Genomic DNA, 19,673 nt, shown 5'->3' on the forward strand with positions numbered 1-19,673 from the left:
ACTTAATATAAGTCGTTATTGCTGAGCAGGTGTTTTGTCCATAATTTATTGATTATTTGTTAAAATTTTATTAAAAATATTAACATTTCTATTTAAAATAAGACTCCGTTAGTTGCATACTGCTAAGTTATCTTTGTTTGCAATAATTCAAAACAGATACGCTAAAGTCTTTGACTTTGCTGCTATTTTTAATTAAAATAGGCGCCCTTGTGCTATTGCGCAAGATTATCCTAGTTTGAGCTGATGCCAGTAATCTTGAGATATTACGGCTAAATACTAATACACAGCCAAACTAATGCCCTTATATCTCATCCTAATCGAGGAGTCTTCATGCCTGCAGTTAAGGTTAAAGAAAACGAACCAGTTGACATCGCTATCCGTCGTTTTAAACGTGCTTGTGAAAAAGCTGGTGTATTATCAGACGTACGTAAGCGTGAGTTTTATGAAAAACCAACGCAAGTACGCAAGCGTAAAAAAGCAGCTGCCGTAAAGCGTTATAAGAAAAAATTACAACGCGAAACTATTCGTACCACTCGTATGTACTAATCGACAATACGATTAGCTAAATACTAGCGCTACACTAACGCCACTGTTATCGATTGATATCAGTGGCGTTTTTTATGCTACAATTTTTTTATCACGCCCTAGGTAGGCGCTGTATAGAATTCAGCCCCTAATACTCAGCCCCTAACACCAAGTCTTTTTGCAGAAAAAATTATCAGCAGTTTATTATCTAAAGCTTTATCCATACTAATAAGGAATAATAACCGTGAGCCAACTTAAACAGACTCTATCAGACAGCATTAAAACGTCTATGAAAGCGCGTGAGCTTGAGCGTGTTAAAGTATTGCGCAACGTGCAAGCAGTCGTCAAGCAAATCGAGATTGACCGTCAAATAGAACTCGATGATGCAGCTGTTTTAGACGTGTTACAAAAACAGCTAAAACAGCGCCAAGAATCGCTTGGTATTTTTACAGAAAATGATCGTGATGACTTAGCCGCCAAAGAGCAGTTTGAAATCGATATCATCAATGAATTTATGCCCAAACAAATGGACAATGACGAGCTTGCTGCCTTGGTCAATGCAGAAATCGCGGCGCAAGGTGCCACTTCTATGCGTGATATGGGTAGCGTGATGGGTGTATTAAAGAATAAAACCGCGGGTCGCGCTGACCCTGCCCTCATCTCTAAGCTGGTAAAAGACGCTCTACAAGGCTAAAACCTATTATTCATTAGCTGATTTACGACAGTAGTGGCAGTTTAGAAATTGGTAAGTTAAAAGCTGACACGTTAAAAAAATAACCGCCTAAGGCTCGAAGTCTTTGGCGGTTTTTACCGCTTTGATTTCGGCATTAATATTGGCAAGTAGTGGACGAGCACTATTGGCTTGCGCAGTCGTTTGCAGCTTCTCCGCCAGTTGCTTGGCTTGGGTCAATGAGGTCAGTGCGCGCTCATAACGACCACTCCACAACTGGTCATGGCTGCGATAGCGTAGCGCATTAATAGTGGCAATGTTTTTTAGTGGTGTAGAATCGGTGGTTTTGGCCAGTTTTTCATTGGCCAATTGCAAACTTTGCCAAGCATAACGGTCACTTGGCTGCTGTTCGGTCAATGGTTTGAGTAGTGCCTGTGCTTTGATGGGCTGATTGCTATTGGTCAGTGCTTCAGCCAGATACAGACGCAGGTCACGGCGTTCAGGAGATAGCCGCTGCTGGTTCTCTAATATCTCAGCAGCTTGTGACCACTTACCTTGTTCCGTCAAAATTTGACTATGGGTAATTGACAGTAAAGGCTCTAGTTTTTGACGCTGTACAGGCGGTAGTTGATTAATCTCAGCCAGCACGTCGATAGCATCTGTAAAGCGCTGCTGCTCACCATACCAATGCATCAGAGCCAACTTAGCACCCGCGCTATTTTTGGCGGCTGTCGTTAATTCTGTCTCAGAGGCATGCTTGCCAGTGCTTTGAACACGCCAATAGAGCAAATCAAATAACGCTTGATGGCGCTGCTGCCGATTCAATGACAATGGTGGATAGTGCTGCGCGCGACTCTGTGATTCACTTAAGCGCTCATTACTCAATGGATGCGAGCGTACAAAACTGGGTAAAAATCGATTTTCAACTTGATTCAGCTGGCTGCGTTGGTTCATCGTGGCGAAAAACCGTGGCATGGCTCTCGGGTCATAGCCCGCTTGGGTCATGATTTGCATCCCTACCCGATCAGCTTCGCGCTCATTACTACGGCTAAACGCCATGGTGTTATTCATCGTCACAGTTTGGCTGCCCATCATCACTGCCGCCGCCGCATCACCATCGACGGCTGACGCTGCAATCGCTGCTAGCATACCGCCTATCTGCATCAGCAGAGCTTTTTTGCGCTCATCAACACCACTTTCATAATGACGCTGGCTAATATGAGCGACTTCGTGGGCGACCACACTAGCCAGCTCATCCATACTGCTGGCGGCCAATATTGTCCCTGTATTGAGACCAATGACACCGCCTGGTGCTGCAAAAGCATTGATACTTGGGTTATCAATAATAACCAAGCCCATTGGTGCCTGCTGTCGTGCTTGGGCATTGAGGCGCCAGGTCATATTTTTGATCGTTTCTTGAATCCAAGGGTCGTGCTCCATCTTGGTGCGACCATTGACGTTGCGTAGCGACCATTCACCGAGCAGCTTATTTTGATATTGTTCCGCGAAGCTTAAGCTTTGCCCGCGCAAATTGGGTAAGTTTAAATCTTTTGAGCCTGTAGACTGCCATGAGTTATCATTGAATGCCGCGATTTGGTTACCGCTCGCACCTCTCATGTTGCCATCACTACTATTGGCAGTACTAGTCACTATCAGTAATACCGCTAACCCTCCCAGCCTAATAACGCTCGACACGGCTATAGACAGAAGGCTTGTTTTGCCCTGAGACTTTCTATGCTGACACTTTTTATATTGGTACTTTTTATATTGATAAAAAGGCGATATCACCGCTCGCGAACGCGTGGCTTCCTCGTGTGTATTTGACTGGTGCATGAGCGCTCTACCAAGCATCGACTGTCTATTAGAGTGGTACAAGTGCGTATCCTATACAGGTGAGTAATGACAATGTTTTTTCGACTATACGAGCTTGTTTATATAAGGTCAATTCTAGTCTGTACTCGACTACCAATAACTCAGCTGCCCGTCACTATTGTGCAACATGGCTTTAGTCAATCCCATATAAAATGGATACGTTTATAATAAAGCAAATAGTAACCTGCTATTGCTATAAACTTTTCTTGCTTGCTGTTCGCAGGCGTGACAGAGGCGGCAAAAAATTTATAGCCAATAGCACTGTCTCGGTTGTAAAGTGAATCCACTATATATATGTGATTCTAGTGAACCGAACATGGCGTTGATTATATTCAACTGCAATTGAATAGTGGCAATTTGCTATAATGGTGCACTGTAATGCATGCTGCACAGCAAAATAACCGCTGTGTCATCGTGAAATGTTAAAACCAACGAATATGGCCAAGTGGTGTACTAACATATTTATTGATATTTTAAAGGTTACCTTTATGTCCGCTGATAGCCACTCCATCATGATACGAGCCTCTTACCAGATACTTTTATCAGAGCATTTACCTGAGGCAGAGCAGCAGTCGATTAGACCACTGCTAGCATTGCTACCAGTAGATAGCGATAACAACAGTGTTGACGATGCTAACCTCAATGACACCACAAACGAAAAGCAACCTAGCCTCACTATCAAGCGTTTCGTCGATGGTCGCGGACTGGCTTGCCCGATGCCGTTACTAAAAACCAAGGTAGCGCTACGCAATGTTGGCCTTAATGAGTCTTTATACGTGGTCGCAACAGACCCCAACTCACAAGCAGATATCATGGCTTTTTGTCGACAAAGCCAGCAAACAGATACCACAGAGCAGCTGCTACTAACGCTACATAACTCCACTAAGCAGCCGCCTGCTGATAGCATATCATCACAGCCTTTTGATACAATATATCACTTCATCATTACCAAAACTGATAGCAACTAAGCATCGCTATCCTTTACAATTACAACTATAAAGATTTTATCTGACTATTTGCGTCACTATTTAACCAAGGTCAAGAATATGGCTAATACTTCTAATGATGCTGCAAAAACGAGTAAAAAAGACGATGCAGCTCCTGTAAAAAACGAAGCACGTGATGCAGCATTGAAAGCTGCCGCACAGCGACCCCCTTATGATTCGAGTGCACTTGGTAATACCAGTACCCGTGATTTGGTGCCAGCGATGCCGACCCATTTATCAGCGCCTGGGGTCAATCTGGGTGCTTATATCAACACTGTGCATCAAATTCCTATCTTGACACCAACCCAAGAGCAAGAGCTGGCTCATCGCTATTATGATGAAGGCGATGTGGAAGCCGCGCGGCTGCTGGTGATGTCGCACCTGCGTTTTGTCATTCATATTGCCCGTAGTTATTCGGGCTATGGCTTGCCGCAAGCGGACTTAATTCAAGAAGGCAACTTAGGCTTGATGAAAGCGGTGAAACGCTTTGATCCCAATAAAGGCGTACGCTTGGTATCGTTTGCTGTGCATTGGATTAAGGCGGAGATTCATGAATTCGTGATTCGTAACTGGCGCATTGTGAAAGTCGCGACGACCAAGGCCCATCGTAAGCTATTCTTTAATTTACGCAGTCTTAAAAAAACCAATAACCAGCTGACATTAGAAGAAGCAGATGCGATTGCCAACGATTTAAACGTGACGCGCAAGCAAGTGTTAGAGATGGAGTCGCGCTTGACCTCTTATGATGCCTCATTTGAAGCGCAATCTAGCGATGATGATGATGGACGTTATGCGCCGCAGCTGTTTTTAGAGGATGGTATTGATCCTGCTGAGCAGCTAGAAGAAGCAGACTGGGAAGAAAATAACTCATCAGCGTTGATAGCAGCCATGGATACCCTCGATGACCGTTCACGCGATATCGTCGAGCAGCGTTGGCTGTCTGAGCAAAAATCAACCTTGCATGAATTGGCAGCGGTCTATTCTATCTCTGCCGAGCGTGTACGCCAAATCGAAAAAAATGCCATGGACAAAATTCGCGATGCCATGACTATTGATAGCGTTATTTTGCCAGATGACATTCAATAGCTGTTATTTTCAGTCGCAGTGATATGGTCGATACCAAATAAAATACATACACGACATTATGATGCGTGACTGGTAAAAATTTTTCTTGCCTGCTGTGCCTACGCCGACAGAGGCTACAAAAAATTGATAGCAGTCCCACTACATCTCCTTTATATTGACCTGACTATATTCCAGTCGCGGGTACCCTTTGAATAAAGCGTTCTTAAATAAAGCGCCTTTAAATAATACGAGTTTGCCATGTTAAATTGGATAGGTATTGCAGCGATTAATATGGCCATCGCTGTGGCTTTGGGCGCCTTTGGCGCGCATGGTCTAACAAACATCGCCAGCACTCAACAACTCGAATGGTGGCATACCGCAACCCTGTATTTATTTGTCCATGGTCTTGGCCTACTGCTGGTTGGCCTATTGATTCGACTCAAATATGCCACTCAAACCACTGCATGGCTATTGCAAATAGGTATTTTAATATTTGCGGGTAGCTTATATGCGATGACGCTTGGCGCGCCGCTTTGGTTTGGAGCAATTACCCCTATCGGTGGCGTTCTGATGATTGCAGGTTGGCTATGGTTGGCGCTGTCGGCATTTAAACTCAATAACTCGGCGATGAAATAACCGATTGCTAATAAAAGAAATGTCAAATACCACCTGAATGGTGACAATGCTGCAAAAAGTAATCTTGATTGATAATGTTGGTTAATTAAGGAGTATATTTTATGAGCAATATCAGTGTGAACGGTAAAAACCTACAGACCACTCACCAGACGGTACAAATGGTCGTCAATGAGCTTGGACTCAGTAAAGGACGTTATGCCGTAGAAGTGGACGGTGACCTTATCCCAAAAAGTGAGCTTGATAAAATGCATATTGTTGAAGGTATGAGCATCGAAGTAGTACAAGCAGTTGGTGGTGGTTAAGCGTTTTTCTACGCTCAAAGAGGCTGGTAGTGTTAAGTTCACTATAGTCGATTTTCTAAAGAAGCGGACAATAAAAAAGACCTCAACGTCTCGTACGTTTGAGGTCTTTTTCCTTTTTATATGTTTGGTTTAGAGATATCTAAAGATATGGTCATTGATACTATTTGTTATTATATTAGCCAGCAGCCATTTATCCTCAAACACCCTAAACATACATTATAAAATCAAACTGCAGGAGCTGCATCTGCTGTCGTCAGCTCTTCATAGCGTCCATCACGCCCTGCACCCTGTGTCTTTTTACTCTCCATTTTGGTTTTATATTTGCGTACTTGTCTATCAAGTTTGTCTGCCATCTCATTGATAGCTTTATACATATCATCGTCAAGCGCTTGGACAAACATCTCTTTACCCGAGACTCGCATAATCGCTTCAGCTTTATGACTTTTTTTACCACCGTCACTTGCGCCGCTGTTATCTAGCGATAATATTACTTTAATACTTTGAATCTGATCGAAGTGACGCTCTACTTTTTCAAGCTTTTCACGAACTGCTGTGTCCATTGCATCGGTAATACTGATATGGTGACCACTGATAGAAACATTCATATTATTGTCCTTTTATCGTTGCTTACATTGATACTTACAGTCAACAGATGAGTGAGCATTCCTGCTTTTATCATCCTACGTTACCAATAACTGCCCTCGTTTTTTTATTAACCAAGGCTTTATAACCAGTGCCTTTAGCAAAATGTAAACGTACCATTCTCTCATCTCTTTAATTATTGAAGTGATTAAATATGCTAAATCGACACTTGGATTTTGTTGTTGGTATGACTCTAATTTGTCATGAAAATTGAATAGTAGCAAGCCAGTAAGTTGTAATTAAATGTAATAAAAGCAGTTGTTTCTTCAATGTTTCTATATAATCAAAAAATTTTATTTTTTATTTTTGAAATAAAATTGTTGATGATGCTGTCAGTCAGTTGATAACCTATTGAATTAAGACACTAATATTTCTTTTTGCGCTGGGTAGATGAACCAATATTCATTGCTTCACGATATTTGGCCACTGTTCTTCTGGCGATATCGATACCTTCTATTAATAAAAAATCTTTTATTCGACTGTCGGAGAATGGTTTTTTCGGATTTTCATCGGTGATGAGCTGCTTAATCATAGCGCTAATGGCAGTCGATGAGATGTCACCATCTGTGCTGCTGACGTGGGATGAAAAGAAGTACTTGAGGGAGAATAACCCTTGCGGGGTCAAAATGGTCTTACTCGTGGTGAGCCGCGAGACGGTAGATTCATGCAAGTCAACTTCTTCGGCGATTACCTTTAATATAAGTGGTTGCATGGCAGTCGCACCATACTGCAGAAATTGTTGCTGATAGCGCACAATACTCGTCGCCACTTTTAATAGGTTTTGATTGCGCTCTTCAATACTGCGAATAAACAAGCGTGCATCGGTAAGATTTTCGCGCAGATATTGATTATCGGGGCTGTCATCACCTCGCTTAACCAAGTTGGCATATTCTTGATTAACCCGTAGCTTTGGCAGGGTGTCAGGGTTGAGGCGCACATACCAGCCATCGTCTTGTGTTTCCATAAATGTGGTGACATTACCGTCGCGGCGACGAGTAGGCGTGACTAATACATCAGGAATATCATAGCTGGCTGGCGGCTGGGTATAGTCTGGCTGATTGCTTTGAAATAGCAATCCGGGTGAGGGGTTTAAGGTGCGCAATAGATTGAGTGCAGGTGTGATGTCATAAGCGGTGAGCCCTGTTTGCTCAATAAGCACTTTGATATTATTGCTAACTAAATGCTCACTGGCTGACAATAACGCTTTTGCTTGTTTTAGATACTCGGTGTCGGGCGCAAGCTTGGACAGTTGAATCGCCAGGCATTCACTTAAATGACGGGCACCAACACCAAGCGGATCGCAGGATTGAATAATATGTAACACCGCCATTATTTCGTCGTGTTCGACGCGCTCATCCCATTGATAAAAACTTGCCATGGTATCAAAGCTTTGTAACAACTCGTTAATGTCAAGCTGTATAAAACCCATGTCATCCATAGAATCCATTAAATATTCAGCAATGAGCGTATCTATCTCAGAGAGACGTTTAAAATTTAGCTGCCAGCGTACATGATCCTGAATCGTGGCGGTGGTGCTGCCTTGATAGCTATCAAAGTCATCAGAATCTGAGCGTGCTAATGCGCTCGATGTACTGCCCGAGCCGATATTGCTACTATCAAAGCGACTGTTATCAACACTATCACCATCATAGCTATCTATTGCATAGCTATCCATATCATAACTGTCTATTGCGTCATCATCGAAACTGGCTTGTTGCAACTTATCCAAGCTGTCACTAACACGGTCATCGTATTCAAAAGTATCGTCGTTATTACTAGCGGTAGAGGATGTGGTAAAAGAATCAGCCTCAGCATTTTGATTCCAAGTATCTAGCGTTAATGGCTCACCAAACTCATTTATCGCTTCATTATTTTTTTCATTACTGGTCTCGTATTCATCTTCATCTTCCTCAATACGCTCCAGCAATGGATTGCTGTCCAGCTTCGCCTGAACCTCCTGCGCAAGCTCAAGACTAGAGAGCTGTAGCAATTTAATGGCTTGCTGCATCTGCGGGGTCAGTTTTTGTGAGGTGCTTAGCGTGGTTGCCAATCCGAACGACATACTCATGGGTGGCTTATTACACTCCGATGCTGGTGATACGGTATAGGTTATGCTGGTTAATGCCTCTACTCGTTGGAACGAGGCTTTAACTCTATCAGGACGAGACGATAGCATTTTTTGCTATAATGTTGCTATGATAATTTATACCCTCTCCAGACGAGACTTTATAGCCGTTTTACCAAAACATAGAGATATTTATACTTTTGTGGCAATATTTAAATGATAAATACCAGAACACTTCTTAACTTTAGCCTCTTTTAACCTTATCACCTTTTGAATTTAGCATTTCTTAAATTTAACTTTTTAAAACCCAGCATCCTTCAATAGTTATTAGGCTTGATAATAAGAATACGCCAAAAGAGCCCTAAAGACTTTGAAAAACTATAAAGCATGAAAAATTGAGAATAATATGATGACTAACACCTTGATTAATGAGCAACTGACGGTTGCAGCCATTCAAATGAATAGCCAGCAGAATATTGAAGACAATTTGGCCAATATAAAAGCCGCTATTATCAATGCAAGCACGCAAGGCGCACAGCTTGTCGTCCTACCAGAAAACTGCTGTAGTATGGGTAGGCAGTTTGCTACCGCAGAGCGGTTCGATGCGCTATCAGCAACGATAGCAGAGTATGCCCGCACCTATGGTATCTATGTATTGGCAGGCTCGCTGCCCTGCCCTTATCGTCCCGATGGCGTTATCGTTCCTGACGGTAGACTACGTCAGGTCAGCCAGCTATTTGCACCCGATGGTACCTGTGTTGCGCGCTACGATAAAATTCATTTGTTTACCGCAACCGTTGCCGATAAACAAGGCAGCTATAACGAAGCGGCAACGGTTGAGCCGGGTACACAAACGGTCGTCGTAGCGCTGGAAGTTGATTCAAGCGTTTATCAGTTGGGGATGATGGTTTGCTTTGATTTACGCTTCCCAGCCTTGGCACAGCGTTTACGCCAAGCGGGCGCGGAACTATTAACTGCGCCGTCGGCATTTACTTATTTAACAGGACAAGCGCATTGGTCGCTGTTACTACGGGCGCGTGCTTTAGACAGCCAATGTATGGTGATTGGCGCAGCACAAGGCGGCGAGCATGCGTATAAGGATGGCAATACGCGTCAAACTTGGGGGCACAGCACAATTACTGCTTATGATGGCACGATTATCAACAGCTATAATGATAGTGAATTGAACAAAGAAGCTGTGAATAAAGAAGCGATGAATCAACAGCAGAAAAATTATGAAATTGTATTAGCTACTTTAGACAAGCCAGCCCAAATACAAGGACGACAAAAAATGCCTATTTTTGATTGTCATCGTTTGGCGTAAGGTGATTTTTTATAAAATAGTTTTTGATAATATAATTTATAACAAACCTTTAAAACTAAATTATTGAATCACTGTCTTTAGGGGCATGTGACGCGCGCGGATGGGCGCGGTCATAAACTTGGGTGAGTTTAGCAAAATCAACATGGGTATAGATTTGCGTGGTGCTAATATCGCTATGCCCAAGCATTTCTTGTACCGCGCGCAAGTCACCGCTGCCAGATAACATGTGTGAGGCAAAACAATGACGCAATAGATGCGGATACATGTTTTGCGCGATGCCCGCACGTGTCGCCGCGACTTTTAGCCGTTGTTGCACCGCTCGGGTTGATAGACGTGTGCCTAGTTTTTCACTGATAAATAATGCACTATCCATCTGCTCTACCCACAGATTGCGATGCGGTAGATAACGATTAATGGCTTCTGCTGCTTTTGCGCCCAATGGTACCAAGCGCGTTTTATTACCTTTACCCGTCACGCGAACACGCAAGTCAGCCAAATCTACATCTGCCATATCTAGCGCCACCAACTCGCCCACACGCAGACCGCTGCTATAAAGCAGTTCAAACATGGCTTTATCTCGTAACCACAAACGCGCTTGTTCGGGCGTATCAGGGATTTCTTGGTCGAGCAGTTGCGTGAGTAAATCGACGTCAGCGATAGACGGTAGCGGTCTAGGGCTACGCTTAAGCTGGTAGCCCGTCGTTGGATTGATACGCGCCAAACCCTCTTCAATCAACCAGCCATAAAAATGGCGGATAGCCGACAGCTCTTGCTGGACGCTAGCAAGTGCAAGCTTATCTTCATCAAGCCGTTGACTGATATGCTGGGCTAATTGACGCTTATCACAACGAGTCCACGTCAGCCGCTTACCACGCAAAAACAGCGCCAATTGATTCAAACCCGAGAAATAAGCCACCAGTGTGTGTTCGGAGTGGTTACGCACTGACAAGGTATTTAGCCAACGATGCACAGGTATCAACAGTTCGCGTAGCGCTGCATCTGCTTCGATGGTTTGAGCCAATTCTGCTGATAGCCATGATTGCGGGTCTGAATCTACTGTAGGCGCCATTGTCATATCGATTAGCCTTCTGAATTGGGTTTAATACCCGCTTGCGCCATCAGACCATCTGGACTAAATACCCCTTCATAAACAAAAGCGGTTGGCCCTGTCATCATCACAGAATAGCCTGGCTGCCACTTAACAATCATGCTGCCACCGTAGAGCTGGGCGCGCACATCTTCACCTTCATCGAGCCAGCCTTCGCGTATGCCAACGGCCACTGCCGCACAAGCGCCTGTACCACAAGCTTGAGTCTCACCCACGCCGCGCTCATAAACCCGCAAACGAATATGACGCTGGTTCATCACTTGCATAAAACCGACATTGACGCGCTCTGGAAAGGCTGGATGCGCTTCGATAGCCTTGCCCAGTTTTTCGACGTCAGCATCGAGTACGTTATCAACTTTGATAACGGCATGCGGGTTGCCCATATTGGCGACATATAACTGCACAGGTGTGCCATTAACATCGAGATGATAGGCGTTTTGAATCTTGGTGGTGGCTTTTGGGGTAAAGGGAATCTCACTTGGTTCAAACTTGGGTTTACCCATATCGACTTCTACCCAGCCATAGCGGTCAGTCGTCAAAGAAATAATACCGCTCGCCGTCTCAACGCGCAGGCGTTGTTTAAAGGACAGTTTACGTGCTTGCACAAAACGGGCAAAACAGCGTGCGCCATTGCCACACTGCTCGATCTCTGTCCCATCGGTATTAAAAATACGATAACTAAAATCAACGTCAGGGCGCATTGGTGGCTCAACGATGAGCAATTGATCGAAGCCAATGCCCAAATGACGATCGCCCAATAACTGTACCAAATCCTTGGTTAATTCTAAGCGTTGGGTCACCAAATCGATGACCATAAAATCATTACCCAGCCCATGCATTTTTGTAAATTCTATTAGCATATCCTTGTTATCCTATCCTATTTTTATGTATGGCTTATATTAGCACGCTGCCAGATACAATCATAATTATCACCGCTACCAAACACTAAGTTCACTTTATACTAATACCAAACCCAAAAAGTACGATTAGCTGCGTCAAACTCGTTTAGTCTACAGCTCGTAGCACTTACACTCGTTTTCCTTGCTACTCTAATTTTTGTGAATGGTATAAACTATATCTTATACAGGCAAACTGATGCCCTTTATTAGAGCCCACCATAATTAAAGCTCACCATAATTAAAGCTCACCATAAAAAACCCATCGCCGTTATGACAATGGGTCGTTTTTTATTAATAGATCGAGAAAAACGTAAAGTTAGCAATGATTAATAGGATTATTTATCCTGCCACAATACTTCATCCGCATATAGCGCTTCAATGGTTTCGCGCTGTCGAATCAGTTGATGACAATCATCAGCGACCATTACCTCACTAGCACGCGGACGCGAATTATAGTTGCTACTCATGGCGAAACCATAAGCACCCGCACCAGTTATCGCCAAGATGTCGCCTGTAGCTAACGATAATAAACGGTCTTTTGCTAGAAAGTCGCCCGTTTCACAAATTGCACCGACGATATCCCACGGCTGCGTGCCGTCAGTCTCCAAACCATTTTTAGGTAAGGTTGCAGGAATAACGGCCATTTCAGCTTGATATAAAGCGGGACGTATCAGATCATTCATTGCCGCATCGACGATGGCGAAATTTTTGTGCTCGGTTGGTTTTAACACATCGACACGTGTTAACAGTACACCAGCGTTGGCGACGATACTGCGACCCGGCTCGAAGAATACCGTCAAGCCAAGCTCGCTAAGTTTGGGTAATAACGCGCTTGCAAACTCACCGATAGATACAGGGGTTTCGTCGATATAGCGTACGCCAAGACCGCCGCCTAAATCAATATGACGCAGCTCGATACCTTTATCACGCAATTTATGTATCAGCTCAATAACTTTATCTAACGCAGCAACAAATGGCGCAACCTCGGTTAATTGCGAGCCAATATGGCAATCGATACCGACGATATCGATATGAGACAGCTCAGCAGCTTGTTGGTAAACAGCAACCGCTTCTTCATGGGCGATACCAAACTTATTGTCTTTTAACCCTGTTGAGATATAAGGGTGGGTCTTGGCGTCGACGTTTGGATTAACCCGTAGCGATATCGGCGCTGACTTATCAAGCTGCTGAGCAACCTCATTGATTAAAGTCAGCTCACTAATAGACTCGACGTTAAAGCAGCCAATACCTTGGTTAAGCGCGTATTCAATATCGCTATAAGTTTTACCGACACCTGAAAACACCACCCTTGACGCCGCGCCACCTGCGGCTAATACGCGCATCAGCTCACCGCGTGAGACGATATCGAACCCTGCCCCTGCCTGTGCCAATACACCAAGTACAGCCAGATTAGAGTTGGCCTTCACCGCATAACAAATCTGATGGTTTAAGCTGGCAAAGCTATCGGTATAAGCCTGATAGACATCCAAAATAGCTTGTTTAGAATACACGTAACACGGTGTATCGTAGCACTCGACCAACGCTTCAATACTCACTTGCTCCATATGTAAAGCATTATTTTGGTAATGCAGCTCGGGTAAGTGGGCAGTTAAAGCTTCAGGATTGACATAAAGTCCTTGCTCCGTTTGGGTAGTAACTGATTGATCGACGCCAGCATCAGTTGCGCCAGCTTGTAGCTCAGAATGACTCATATAAACATCTCTAATTTAATCAGGTTATCAAGGTAAACATAAAATTTAGGACCAACCCTAAAAACTCTGTGACAGATTTATTTTAATGCCAATCAATAATCATTGGGATCGTTACTAGGCTCAGGTAGCACTTGCTTTTGCTCTAGGTAGCGCTCTTTTTGATAATCGTTATCGTCAATACCGGCGAAGGCTGCATCTTGTGGGTTGCTGGTACTGTCGAGCGCGGGCGTATTGCTCTCAACCGTTTGACTGCTAGAGTCGACAAGATATAAACCACCTTTTTGCCCGCAGCCCATTAATGCGGCCGACCCTATGACCACAGTAGTACCGAGTATTAAATGATAAATGACATGACGGCTGACGCTAACAACTGAGTTAGCGCCTGTAAATTTTTCGGTACGGCTTATAGTAAACATAAAAAGTATAACCTGTAATCTTGCGACGGTTTATAAATGATAAATGGGGTAAATAAGACCACTTTTAATCATAGCATTATTTGATAAAGCTGTGCACATACTAGAGCGCATTGCACACAGCAAGTGAGGAAAAACTGTCCCAGCAGTGCTGTGTCTTTTAACTTGAATTGACTATATTAATAACAGCACTCTCCATTCAGCACTCAGCTAATGAAAGCGACTTTATGCTTATTTAGAAAAATTTACTTACAATTTTTATTAGTATTTGTTTTCAGTTGTGGCCTCTGATAAATACTGGCTAAGCTCGGTGTACAGTTGTATTGAGCCATCCGAAGCCCTAATTTTTAAACCTTATAGTTATCGTGGTATAGCCACCAAAATATGTTACATTATACTCAGGTCTTGTGGCTGTAATGAGGCGCTAGCGTGCGACTCATCGATACTGATAGTGTTACTGATAGACCGTGACAAATAGTTCCAGACCAAGAGTAACCGAGATCAGCAATGTACTTGTTTGGCGTTTGTCAGCATGGATATGGCTGGTTTTTGTGTATTTACCGGTGTTCATCTAGGATGAGTCACCATTTATAAAATATAATCTAAGGATAGAGTATGAGCGCCAGCCTAACCACCACTTTTGATGATAAAAACACCGAAGCATCAACCTTGACCAACCCTACCCTAGTCCTTAACTGCGGTTCCTCTTCTATCAAATACGCGCTGATTAGCGACGACGACACTACTCGTATCACTGGCCTAGCCGAAAACTTAGGACTCGATACGGCCCGTATCAAACATACTACCCTCAATGGCGACAAGTTAGAAATTGCCATTACTGGTGGCCGCCATGAACTTGCCTTGAAAAAAATTCTTGAACTATTAGAGCAGTACCACTTTATCGCAGTGGGGCATCGCGTGGTGCATGGTGGCCGTGAGTACTCTGAGGCGGTTCGTGTTGACGACCATGTCTTAGCAGAAGTTAAACGCTTAAAAGTATTAGCACCGCTACACAATCCTGCTAATGCTTTGGGCATCGAAGCGGTACAAGCCATTTATCCTGAAATCCCACAAGTGGTCGTCTTCGATACAGCTTTCCATCAAACCATGCCGCCTGTTGCCTTCCGCTATCCGCTACCAAAAGCTATGTACGAAGAGCATAAAATCCGCCGTTATGGTTTCCATGGTACCTCTCATGCCTACGTCTCAGAACGTGCAAGCGAAATTACTGAGTCTAAAGCGCCACATGGTTGGCTCACAGCTCATCTAGGTAATGGTTGCTCAGCGACGGCCGTTTATGATGGCAAAAGTCTTGATACCAGTATGGGACTGACGCCACTTGAGGGCCTAATGATGGGGACACGTAGTGGCGATGTCGACCCAAGCTTACACATACATCTAAAGCGTCAGCTTGGTATGAGCTTAGAAGATATCGATACGATACTCAATAAAGAAAGTGGTCTGCTTGGTATCTCAGGCCTATCCAATGATCTACGCACTATCGAGCAAGCGGCTGATGAAGGTCATCAAGACGCCAAACTTGCTATCGAAATGTTCTGCTACCGCGTCGCTAAATATCTTGCCAGTCTAAGCTGCGCTCTACCTACCTTTACTGGTATCGTCTTTACTGGTGGTATCGGTGAAAATTCTGTCACCACGCGTACACGTATCTTAGAGATGATGCCGCATTTTGGTATCAAAGTAGATACTGATAAGAACGCCAGCTTGGTCGGTGGTAGTGAAGGCAGCTTCCATTCAGACGATAGTAACATCGAGCTGTGGGTGGTGCCAACCGATGAAGAATGCCGCATCGCTCAAGAAACTCGTCAGGCTTTAAACTTAGATTAATCTCGATTATTTTTGCTCAGCGCTTCTTATAGAAATACTGTCTTTTAGAGACCTTTTTTTAGAAGTACTGTCTTTTAGAAATACTGTCTTTTAGAAATGAGACAAGAAGCGCGACGTTTTGCTCATTTCAGCACGGATGAATTGAGCTTTAAAAATATAATAAACCGTAGGATACTTTATGCAAACCATTTTACTCGTTCCCATCAGCCGCGGTATCGGTGTGACTTCAGCAGCACTTGGACTGATCCGTGCTTTTGATTACAACGGTATAAAAGCAGGCTTTATGAAGCCATTTTTGCAGGACGATACGCTCGATAAGCAAAACAGCTTAGACAGCTCAAGCGCCTTAACCATGCATGCTTTTGGCCTAACCCCGCCTAAGTCTATCAACCGTCAGCGTGTTGAGCGCATGATTGGTGATGGCAATCTCGATGATCTGCTCGAAGAAGTGGTCGTCAATTATAATACCATCGGTGACGACCATGACGTGGTCATCTGTGAGGGGCTGGTACCGACCACCGAGACCTCTTATGCCTCACAAATCAACCGCGCCATTGCTCACGCGCTTGATGCCAAAATTATATTTGTCAGTACCGCTGATACCAGCAAACCCGCTTATCTGGCCGATAAGCTCGATGTCCACGCTCGTGAGTTTGGCGGTATCGCCCATGAGCGCACGCTTGGTGTGATTTTGATGCGTGTGCAAAATGTACCAAACACTTTTGAGACCCAACCTGTCGCTCCTGGTGAAGCCGTCGTCAGTTTAGATGACAATTTCATGCAAGAAGTCCAGCGTTTATCACCTCATTTTGACACAGAAGCCTTTCGTTTAATCGGCGTGGTACCTTTTAGTGACTCACTCTCTGTGCCTCGCACCTGGGATATCGCCGCTGAGCTTGATGCCAAATGGCTCAATGTCGGTGAGGCAAAATCACGCCGTATCAGCCGTATTAGCTTAACCGCACGCTCCGTTGCCCGTATTGATGAAGTCTTTAAGCGCGGCACCCTTGTCGTGGTACCTGGTGATCGTGATGATTTGCTATTGGCGGCTGGCTTGGCCTGTATCAACGGCATCCCACTAGCAGGTCTGGTATTAACAGGTGGCGTCGAGCCAAGTGACACCGTCGCTGAGCTATGGCATTCTGCGCTCAAAACAGGCATCCCGGTGATGAGTGTCGAAAGCGACAGTTATGAGACGGTACAAAGCCTTGTCCATATGAGCGCTGAGATTCCAAGTGATGATACCGAGCGCGCCGAAGAAGTGGCTCGTTATGTTGCCGCACATCTAAATCTTGACTGGATTAAAGAGTATTTCAGCCAAGATTATGAGACGCGTTTGTCACCATCAGCGTTCCGCCATCAGGTAGTCAAAAAAGCACAAAATGCTAAAAAACGTATCGTCCTACCAGAAGGCTGTGAGCCGCGCACGGTAGAGGCGGCTTGTATCTGTCAAAGCCGTGGTATTGCCAATTGTGTGTTAATTGCTAAGCGTAGTGAAGTCGAACAAGTGGCCAAAAACCGCGACTTGGTATTGCCCGAAGGGTTAGAGATTATCGATCCTGATAGCCTCGATATGAGCAAATATATCGCTGCCGTCGTGGAACGCCGCAACGGCAAGACTGGCCCAGATGTCGCTGCTGAGTACCTAAAAGATACCGTTTATCTAGGCACTACCATGCTCCAAATGGACGAAGTCGACGGCTTAGTCTCTGGGGCGATTCATACTACGGCCAACACCGTCCGTCCAGCATTTCAGTTGATTAAAACCGCACCGCAGTACTCGCTCGTGTCGTCAGTATTCTTTATGCTGTTGCCTGAGCAAGTGGTGGTCTACGGTGACTGTGCCATCAACCCTGATCCGAATGCAGAAGAGCTGGCAGAGATTGCTATTCAATCAGCACAGTCTGCTGCCGCCTTCGGTATTGATCCAAAAGTCGCGATGATTAGCTACTCTACTGGCTCATCCGGAACGGGCGCAGATGTCGAAAAAGTCACTCGTGCGACCCAAATCGTACGCGAACGTGCGCCAGATCTAAAAGTCGATGGTCCACTACAGTATGATGCGGCCTCTGTGATGAGCGTCGGCAAGCAAAAAGCGCCTGACTCACCGGTTGCCGGACAAGCCAACGTCTTTATCTTCCCAGACCTCAATACGGGTAACACCACTTATAAAGCAGTTCAACGCAGTGCCAATGTCATTAGTGTCGGTCCGATGTTGCAAGGCTTGAACAAACCAGTAAACGACTTGTCACGTGGTGCACTGGTCGATGATATTGTCTATACCATCGCTCTCACCGCCATCCAAGCTTATAGCGATGCGATTTAATTGCGTTAAAATTTATTAAGCGTTTTCATATATAACCGACTGTCATTATGATAGTCGGTTTTTTATTAGCTGTTAAAGATGATATAGTCAATGCTGAATATATTCAGTGAAAAGTAATAAAGTAATATTGATACATCGTCTACAGCTGGTATAACTTTTTCTTGCTTGCTGTGCCTGCGCAGACAGAGGCGGCAAAAAACTGATACCAGCTGTACCCTAGTGTTTTGACAGTAAAATAAAAACCTCCCTTTTCTTATTATTTCCTTACTACTCATTCATTTATGTTAAATACGTCTAATAAGCAATCAAGCCAAAGTCAAAAGTCCAAACCTGCCATTCGTGCTTACTTAGGTGGCTCATTTGACCCAGTGCATGATGGTCATTTGCAAATGGCGTTGTACGTTTATGAATGTTTATTGCCGATAGCTAAGCAACAACAGCGTGCGCTACACGTCTCATTATTGCCCAATGCGCGCTCGCCATTTAAACAACATAGCACCAATCCTGAGCATCGATTGGCTATGTTAAAACTGGCGACCCAAAATACACCGCTAGAAGTTAATGAGCTTGAGCTATGGCAAACGCCGCCTGTCTATACCATCGATAGTGTGACAACATTGCGCGCGCACCACCCACAAGACAGTTTGATATTTATGATGGGAATGGACAGTGCGCGCAGTTTGGAAAAATGGAAAGACGGTTTAACACTGACAGATTACGTCAACTTATGGGTTTTTAATCGTAACGACCCCGTTAATATTAATAAAAACGTCTTTAAAAATAATATGCCGACTCAATTACAGTCTCAATTACAATTGCAGTCTCAACTTCCCACATCGCTACACCCTTTCGTCGTCGACTCGATAGCCAAGCTTTTAACGCCAAATACTCAAAGCTCAGCGGATAGCAGTGTTTTAAAAAATAGATATCAAGGCCATATTTATATAGACTCGCGCGCTATCGCCGCGGTATCGAGTACACAAATACGGCAGCAGTTACAGCAAGCGTCTATGTCATTAGATATAAAACACGCCACCCAAACGCAAATTGCCTCTGCTGTGCCAATAAATGATATTATGAGCCATCCCAAAGCCAATCCAGCAACTAAATGGCTAAATCCTGCTGTTTATCAATATATTATCGCCCATCAGCTATATTCTGCTGCTCAATTCCGTTAAAATCACCTTATCTTTATCATTTTGCCCATGCCAACTCTAAAAACGTCTGGCTACCTATACTCAGTTGGACAACACCAACTCAAGCAAGTTGATAATTTACCC

At 44.3% G+C, this 19,673-nt stretch carries 17 protein-coding genes; 10 read left to right on the forward strand and 7 right to left on the reverse strand.

Features of this window, described 5'->3' with window-relative positions; genetic code table 11:
* The first annotated feature begins 330 nt into the window (after positions 1-330).
* Both rpsU and ACT3TU_RS03935 read left to right on the forward strand, forming a co-directional pair.
* Positions 331-546, forward strand: coding sequence for a 30S ribosomal protein S21 (gene rpsU / locus ACT3TU_RS03930; RefSeq protein WP_010195908.1), 216 nt, complete (start codon positions 331-333; stop codon positions 544-546).
* 223 nt (positions 547-769) lie between these two features.
* Positions 770-1,219, forward strand: a complete 450-nt coding sequence (locus ACT3TU_RS03935; protein ID WP_192523662.1) for a GatB/YqeY domain-containing protein — start codon at positions 770-772, stop codon at positions 1,217-1,219.
* An 87-nt stretch (positions 1,220-1,306) separates the two neighbouring features.
* Here ACT3TU_RS03935 and ACT3TU_RS03940 read toward each other — a convergent pair whose 3' ends face one another.
* Positions 1,307-3,070, reverse strand: coding sequence for a M48 family metalloprotease (locus ACT3TU_RS03940; protein ID WP_444784053.1), 1,764 nt, complete (start codon positions 3,068-3,070; stop codon positions 1,307-1,309).
* Between the two features lie 485 nt (positions 3,071-3,555).
* Here ACT3TU_RS03940 and ACT3TU_RS03945 point away from each other — a divergent pair, with 485 nt between their 5' ends.
* The 4 genes from ACT3TU_RS03945 (at position 3,556) to thiS (ending at position 6,056) form a co-directional block, all read left to right on the forward strand.
* Positions 3,556-4,035, forward strand: a complete 480-nt coding sequence (locus ACT3TU_RS03945; RefSeq protein ID WP_192529663.1) for a sulfurtransferase TusA family protein — start codon at positions 3,556-3,558, stop codon at positions 4,033-4,035.
* A 240-nt stretch (positions 4,036-4,275) separates the two neighbouring features.
* Entirely contained in the window at positions 4,276-5,139 is an 864-nt protein-coding gene (rpoH, locus tag ACT3TU_RS03950; RefSeq protein WP_225735374.1) for an RNA polymerase sigma factor RpoH, read from the forward strand.
* A gap of 237 nt (positions 5,140-5,376) precedes the next feature.
* Complete coding sequence (locus ACT3TU_RS03955; RefSeq protein WP_192523665.1) at positions 5,377-5,754, forward strand: DUF423 domain-containing protein; 378 nt, start codon at positions 5,377-5,379, stop codon at positions 5,752-5,754.
* A gap of 101 nt (positions 5,755-5,855) precedes the next feature.
* The gene (gene thiS, locus ACT3TU_RS03960) at positions 5,856-6,056 is read left to right on the forward strand and encodes a sulfur carrier protein ThiS (protein ID WP_192523666.1); all 201 of its coding nucleotides are present in this window, start codon (positions 5,856-5,858) and stop codon (positions 6,054-6,056) included.
* Between the two features lie 224 nt (positions 6,057-6,280).
* Here the strand turns inward: thiS and hpf are convergent, their stop codons facing one another.
* Together hpf and rpoN are read right to left on the reverse strand one after the other, a co-directional pair.
* Complete coding sequence (gene hpf, locus ACT3TU_RS03965; RefSeq protein WP_192523667.1) at positions 6,281-6,661, reverse strand: ribosome hibernation-promoting factor, HPF/YfiA family; 381 nt, start codon at positions 6,659-6,661, stop codon at positions 6,281-6,283.
* Between the two features lie 401 nt (positions 6,662-7,062).
* Positions 7,063-8,766 (reverse strand): RNA polymerase factor sigma-54, encoded by a 1,704-nt coding sequence (gene rpoN / locus ACT3TU_RS03970; RefSeq protein WP_444784064.1) that lies wholly within the window; start codon positions 8,764-8,766, stop codon positions 7,063-7,065.
* Positions 8,767-9,172: 406 nt separating this feature from the next.
* On the opposite strand from rpoN, the gene ACT3TU_RS03975 reads away from it, so the two are divergent.
* On the forward strand, positions 9,173-10,087 hold the full coding sequence (locus ACT3TU_RS03975; RefSeq protein ID WP_444784065.1) for a carbon-nitrogen hydrolase family protein: 915 nt from the start codon (positions 9,173-9,175) through the stop codon (positions 10,085-10,087).
* A 55-nt stretch (positions 10,088-10,142) separates the two neighbouring features.
* Here ACT3TU_RS03975 and ACT3TU_RS03980 read toward each other — a convergent pair whose 3' ends face one another.
* From ACT3TU_RS03980 to ACT3TU_RS03995, 4 genes are all read right to left on the reverse strand, one after another.
* The gene (locus tag ACT3TU_RS03980) at positions 10,143-11,162 is read right to left on the reverse strand and encodes a tyrosine recombinase XerC (protein WP_192524118.1); all 1,020 of its coding nucleotides are present in this window, start codon (positions 11,160-11,162) and stop codon (positions 10,143-10,145) included.
* 5 nt (positions 11,163-11,167) lie between these two features.
* Positions 11,168-12,055, reverse strand: coding sequence for a diaminopimelate epimerase (dapF, locus tag ACT3TU_RS03985; RefSeq protein WP_192524117.1), 888 nt, complete (start codon positions 12,053-12,055; stop codon positions 11,168-11,170).
* Between the two features lie 374 nt (positions 12,056-12,429).
* Complete coding sequence (lysA, locus tag ACT3TU_RS03990; RefSeq protein WP_444784054.1) at positions 12,430-13,806, reverse strand: diaminopimelate decarboxylase; 1,377 nt, start codon at positions 13,804-13,806, stop codon at positions 12,430-12,432.
* Between the two features lie 92 nt (positions 13,807-13,898).
* Entirely contained in the window at positions 13,899-14,222 is a 324-nt protein-coding gene (locus tag ACT3TU_RS03995; protein ID WP_444784055.1) for an LptM family lipoprotein, read from the reverse strand.
* A gap of 612 nt (positions 14,223-14,834) precedes the next feature.
* On the opposite strand from ACT3TU_RS03995, the gene ACT3TU_RS04000 reads away from it, so the two are divergent.
* The 3 genes from ACT3TU_RS04000 (at position 14,835) to ACT3TU_RS04010 (ending at position 19,571) form a co-directional block, all read left to right on the forward strand.
* Positions 14,835-16,067 carry an acetate/propionate family kinase gene (locus ACT3TU_RS04000; protein WP_192524114.1) on the forward strand — a complete coding sequence of 411 codons (1,233 nt, stop codon included), beginning with the start codon at positions 14,835-14,837 and terminating at the stop codon, positions 16,065-16,067.
* 178 nt (positions 16,068-16,245) lie between these two features.
* Complete coding sequence (gene pta / locus ACT3TU_RS04005) at positions 16,246-18,393, forward strand: phosphate acetyltransferase (RefSeq protein ID WP_444784056.1); 2,148 nt, start codon at positions 16,246-16,248, stop codon at positions 18,391-18,393.
* 281 nt (positions 18,394-18,674) lie between these two features.
* Positions 18,675-19,571, forward strand: a complete 897-nt coding sequence (locus ACT3TU_RS04010; RefSeq protein ID WP_444784057.1) for a nicotinate-nicotinamide nucleotide adenylyltransferase — start codon at positions 18,675-18,677, stop codon at positions 19,569-19,571.
* The last annotated feature ends 102 nt before the right edge of the window (positions 19,572-19,673 follow it).

It is taken from the genome of Psychrobacter sp. AOP3-A1-26, from assembly GCF_052378235.1.
GTDB lineage: Bacteria > Pseudomonadota > Gammaproteobacteria > Pseudomonadales > Moraxellaceae > Psychrobacter.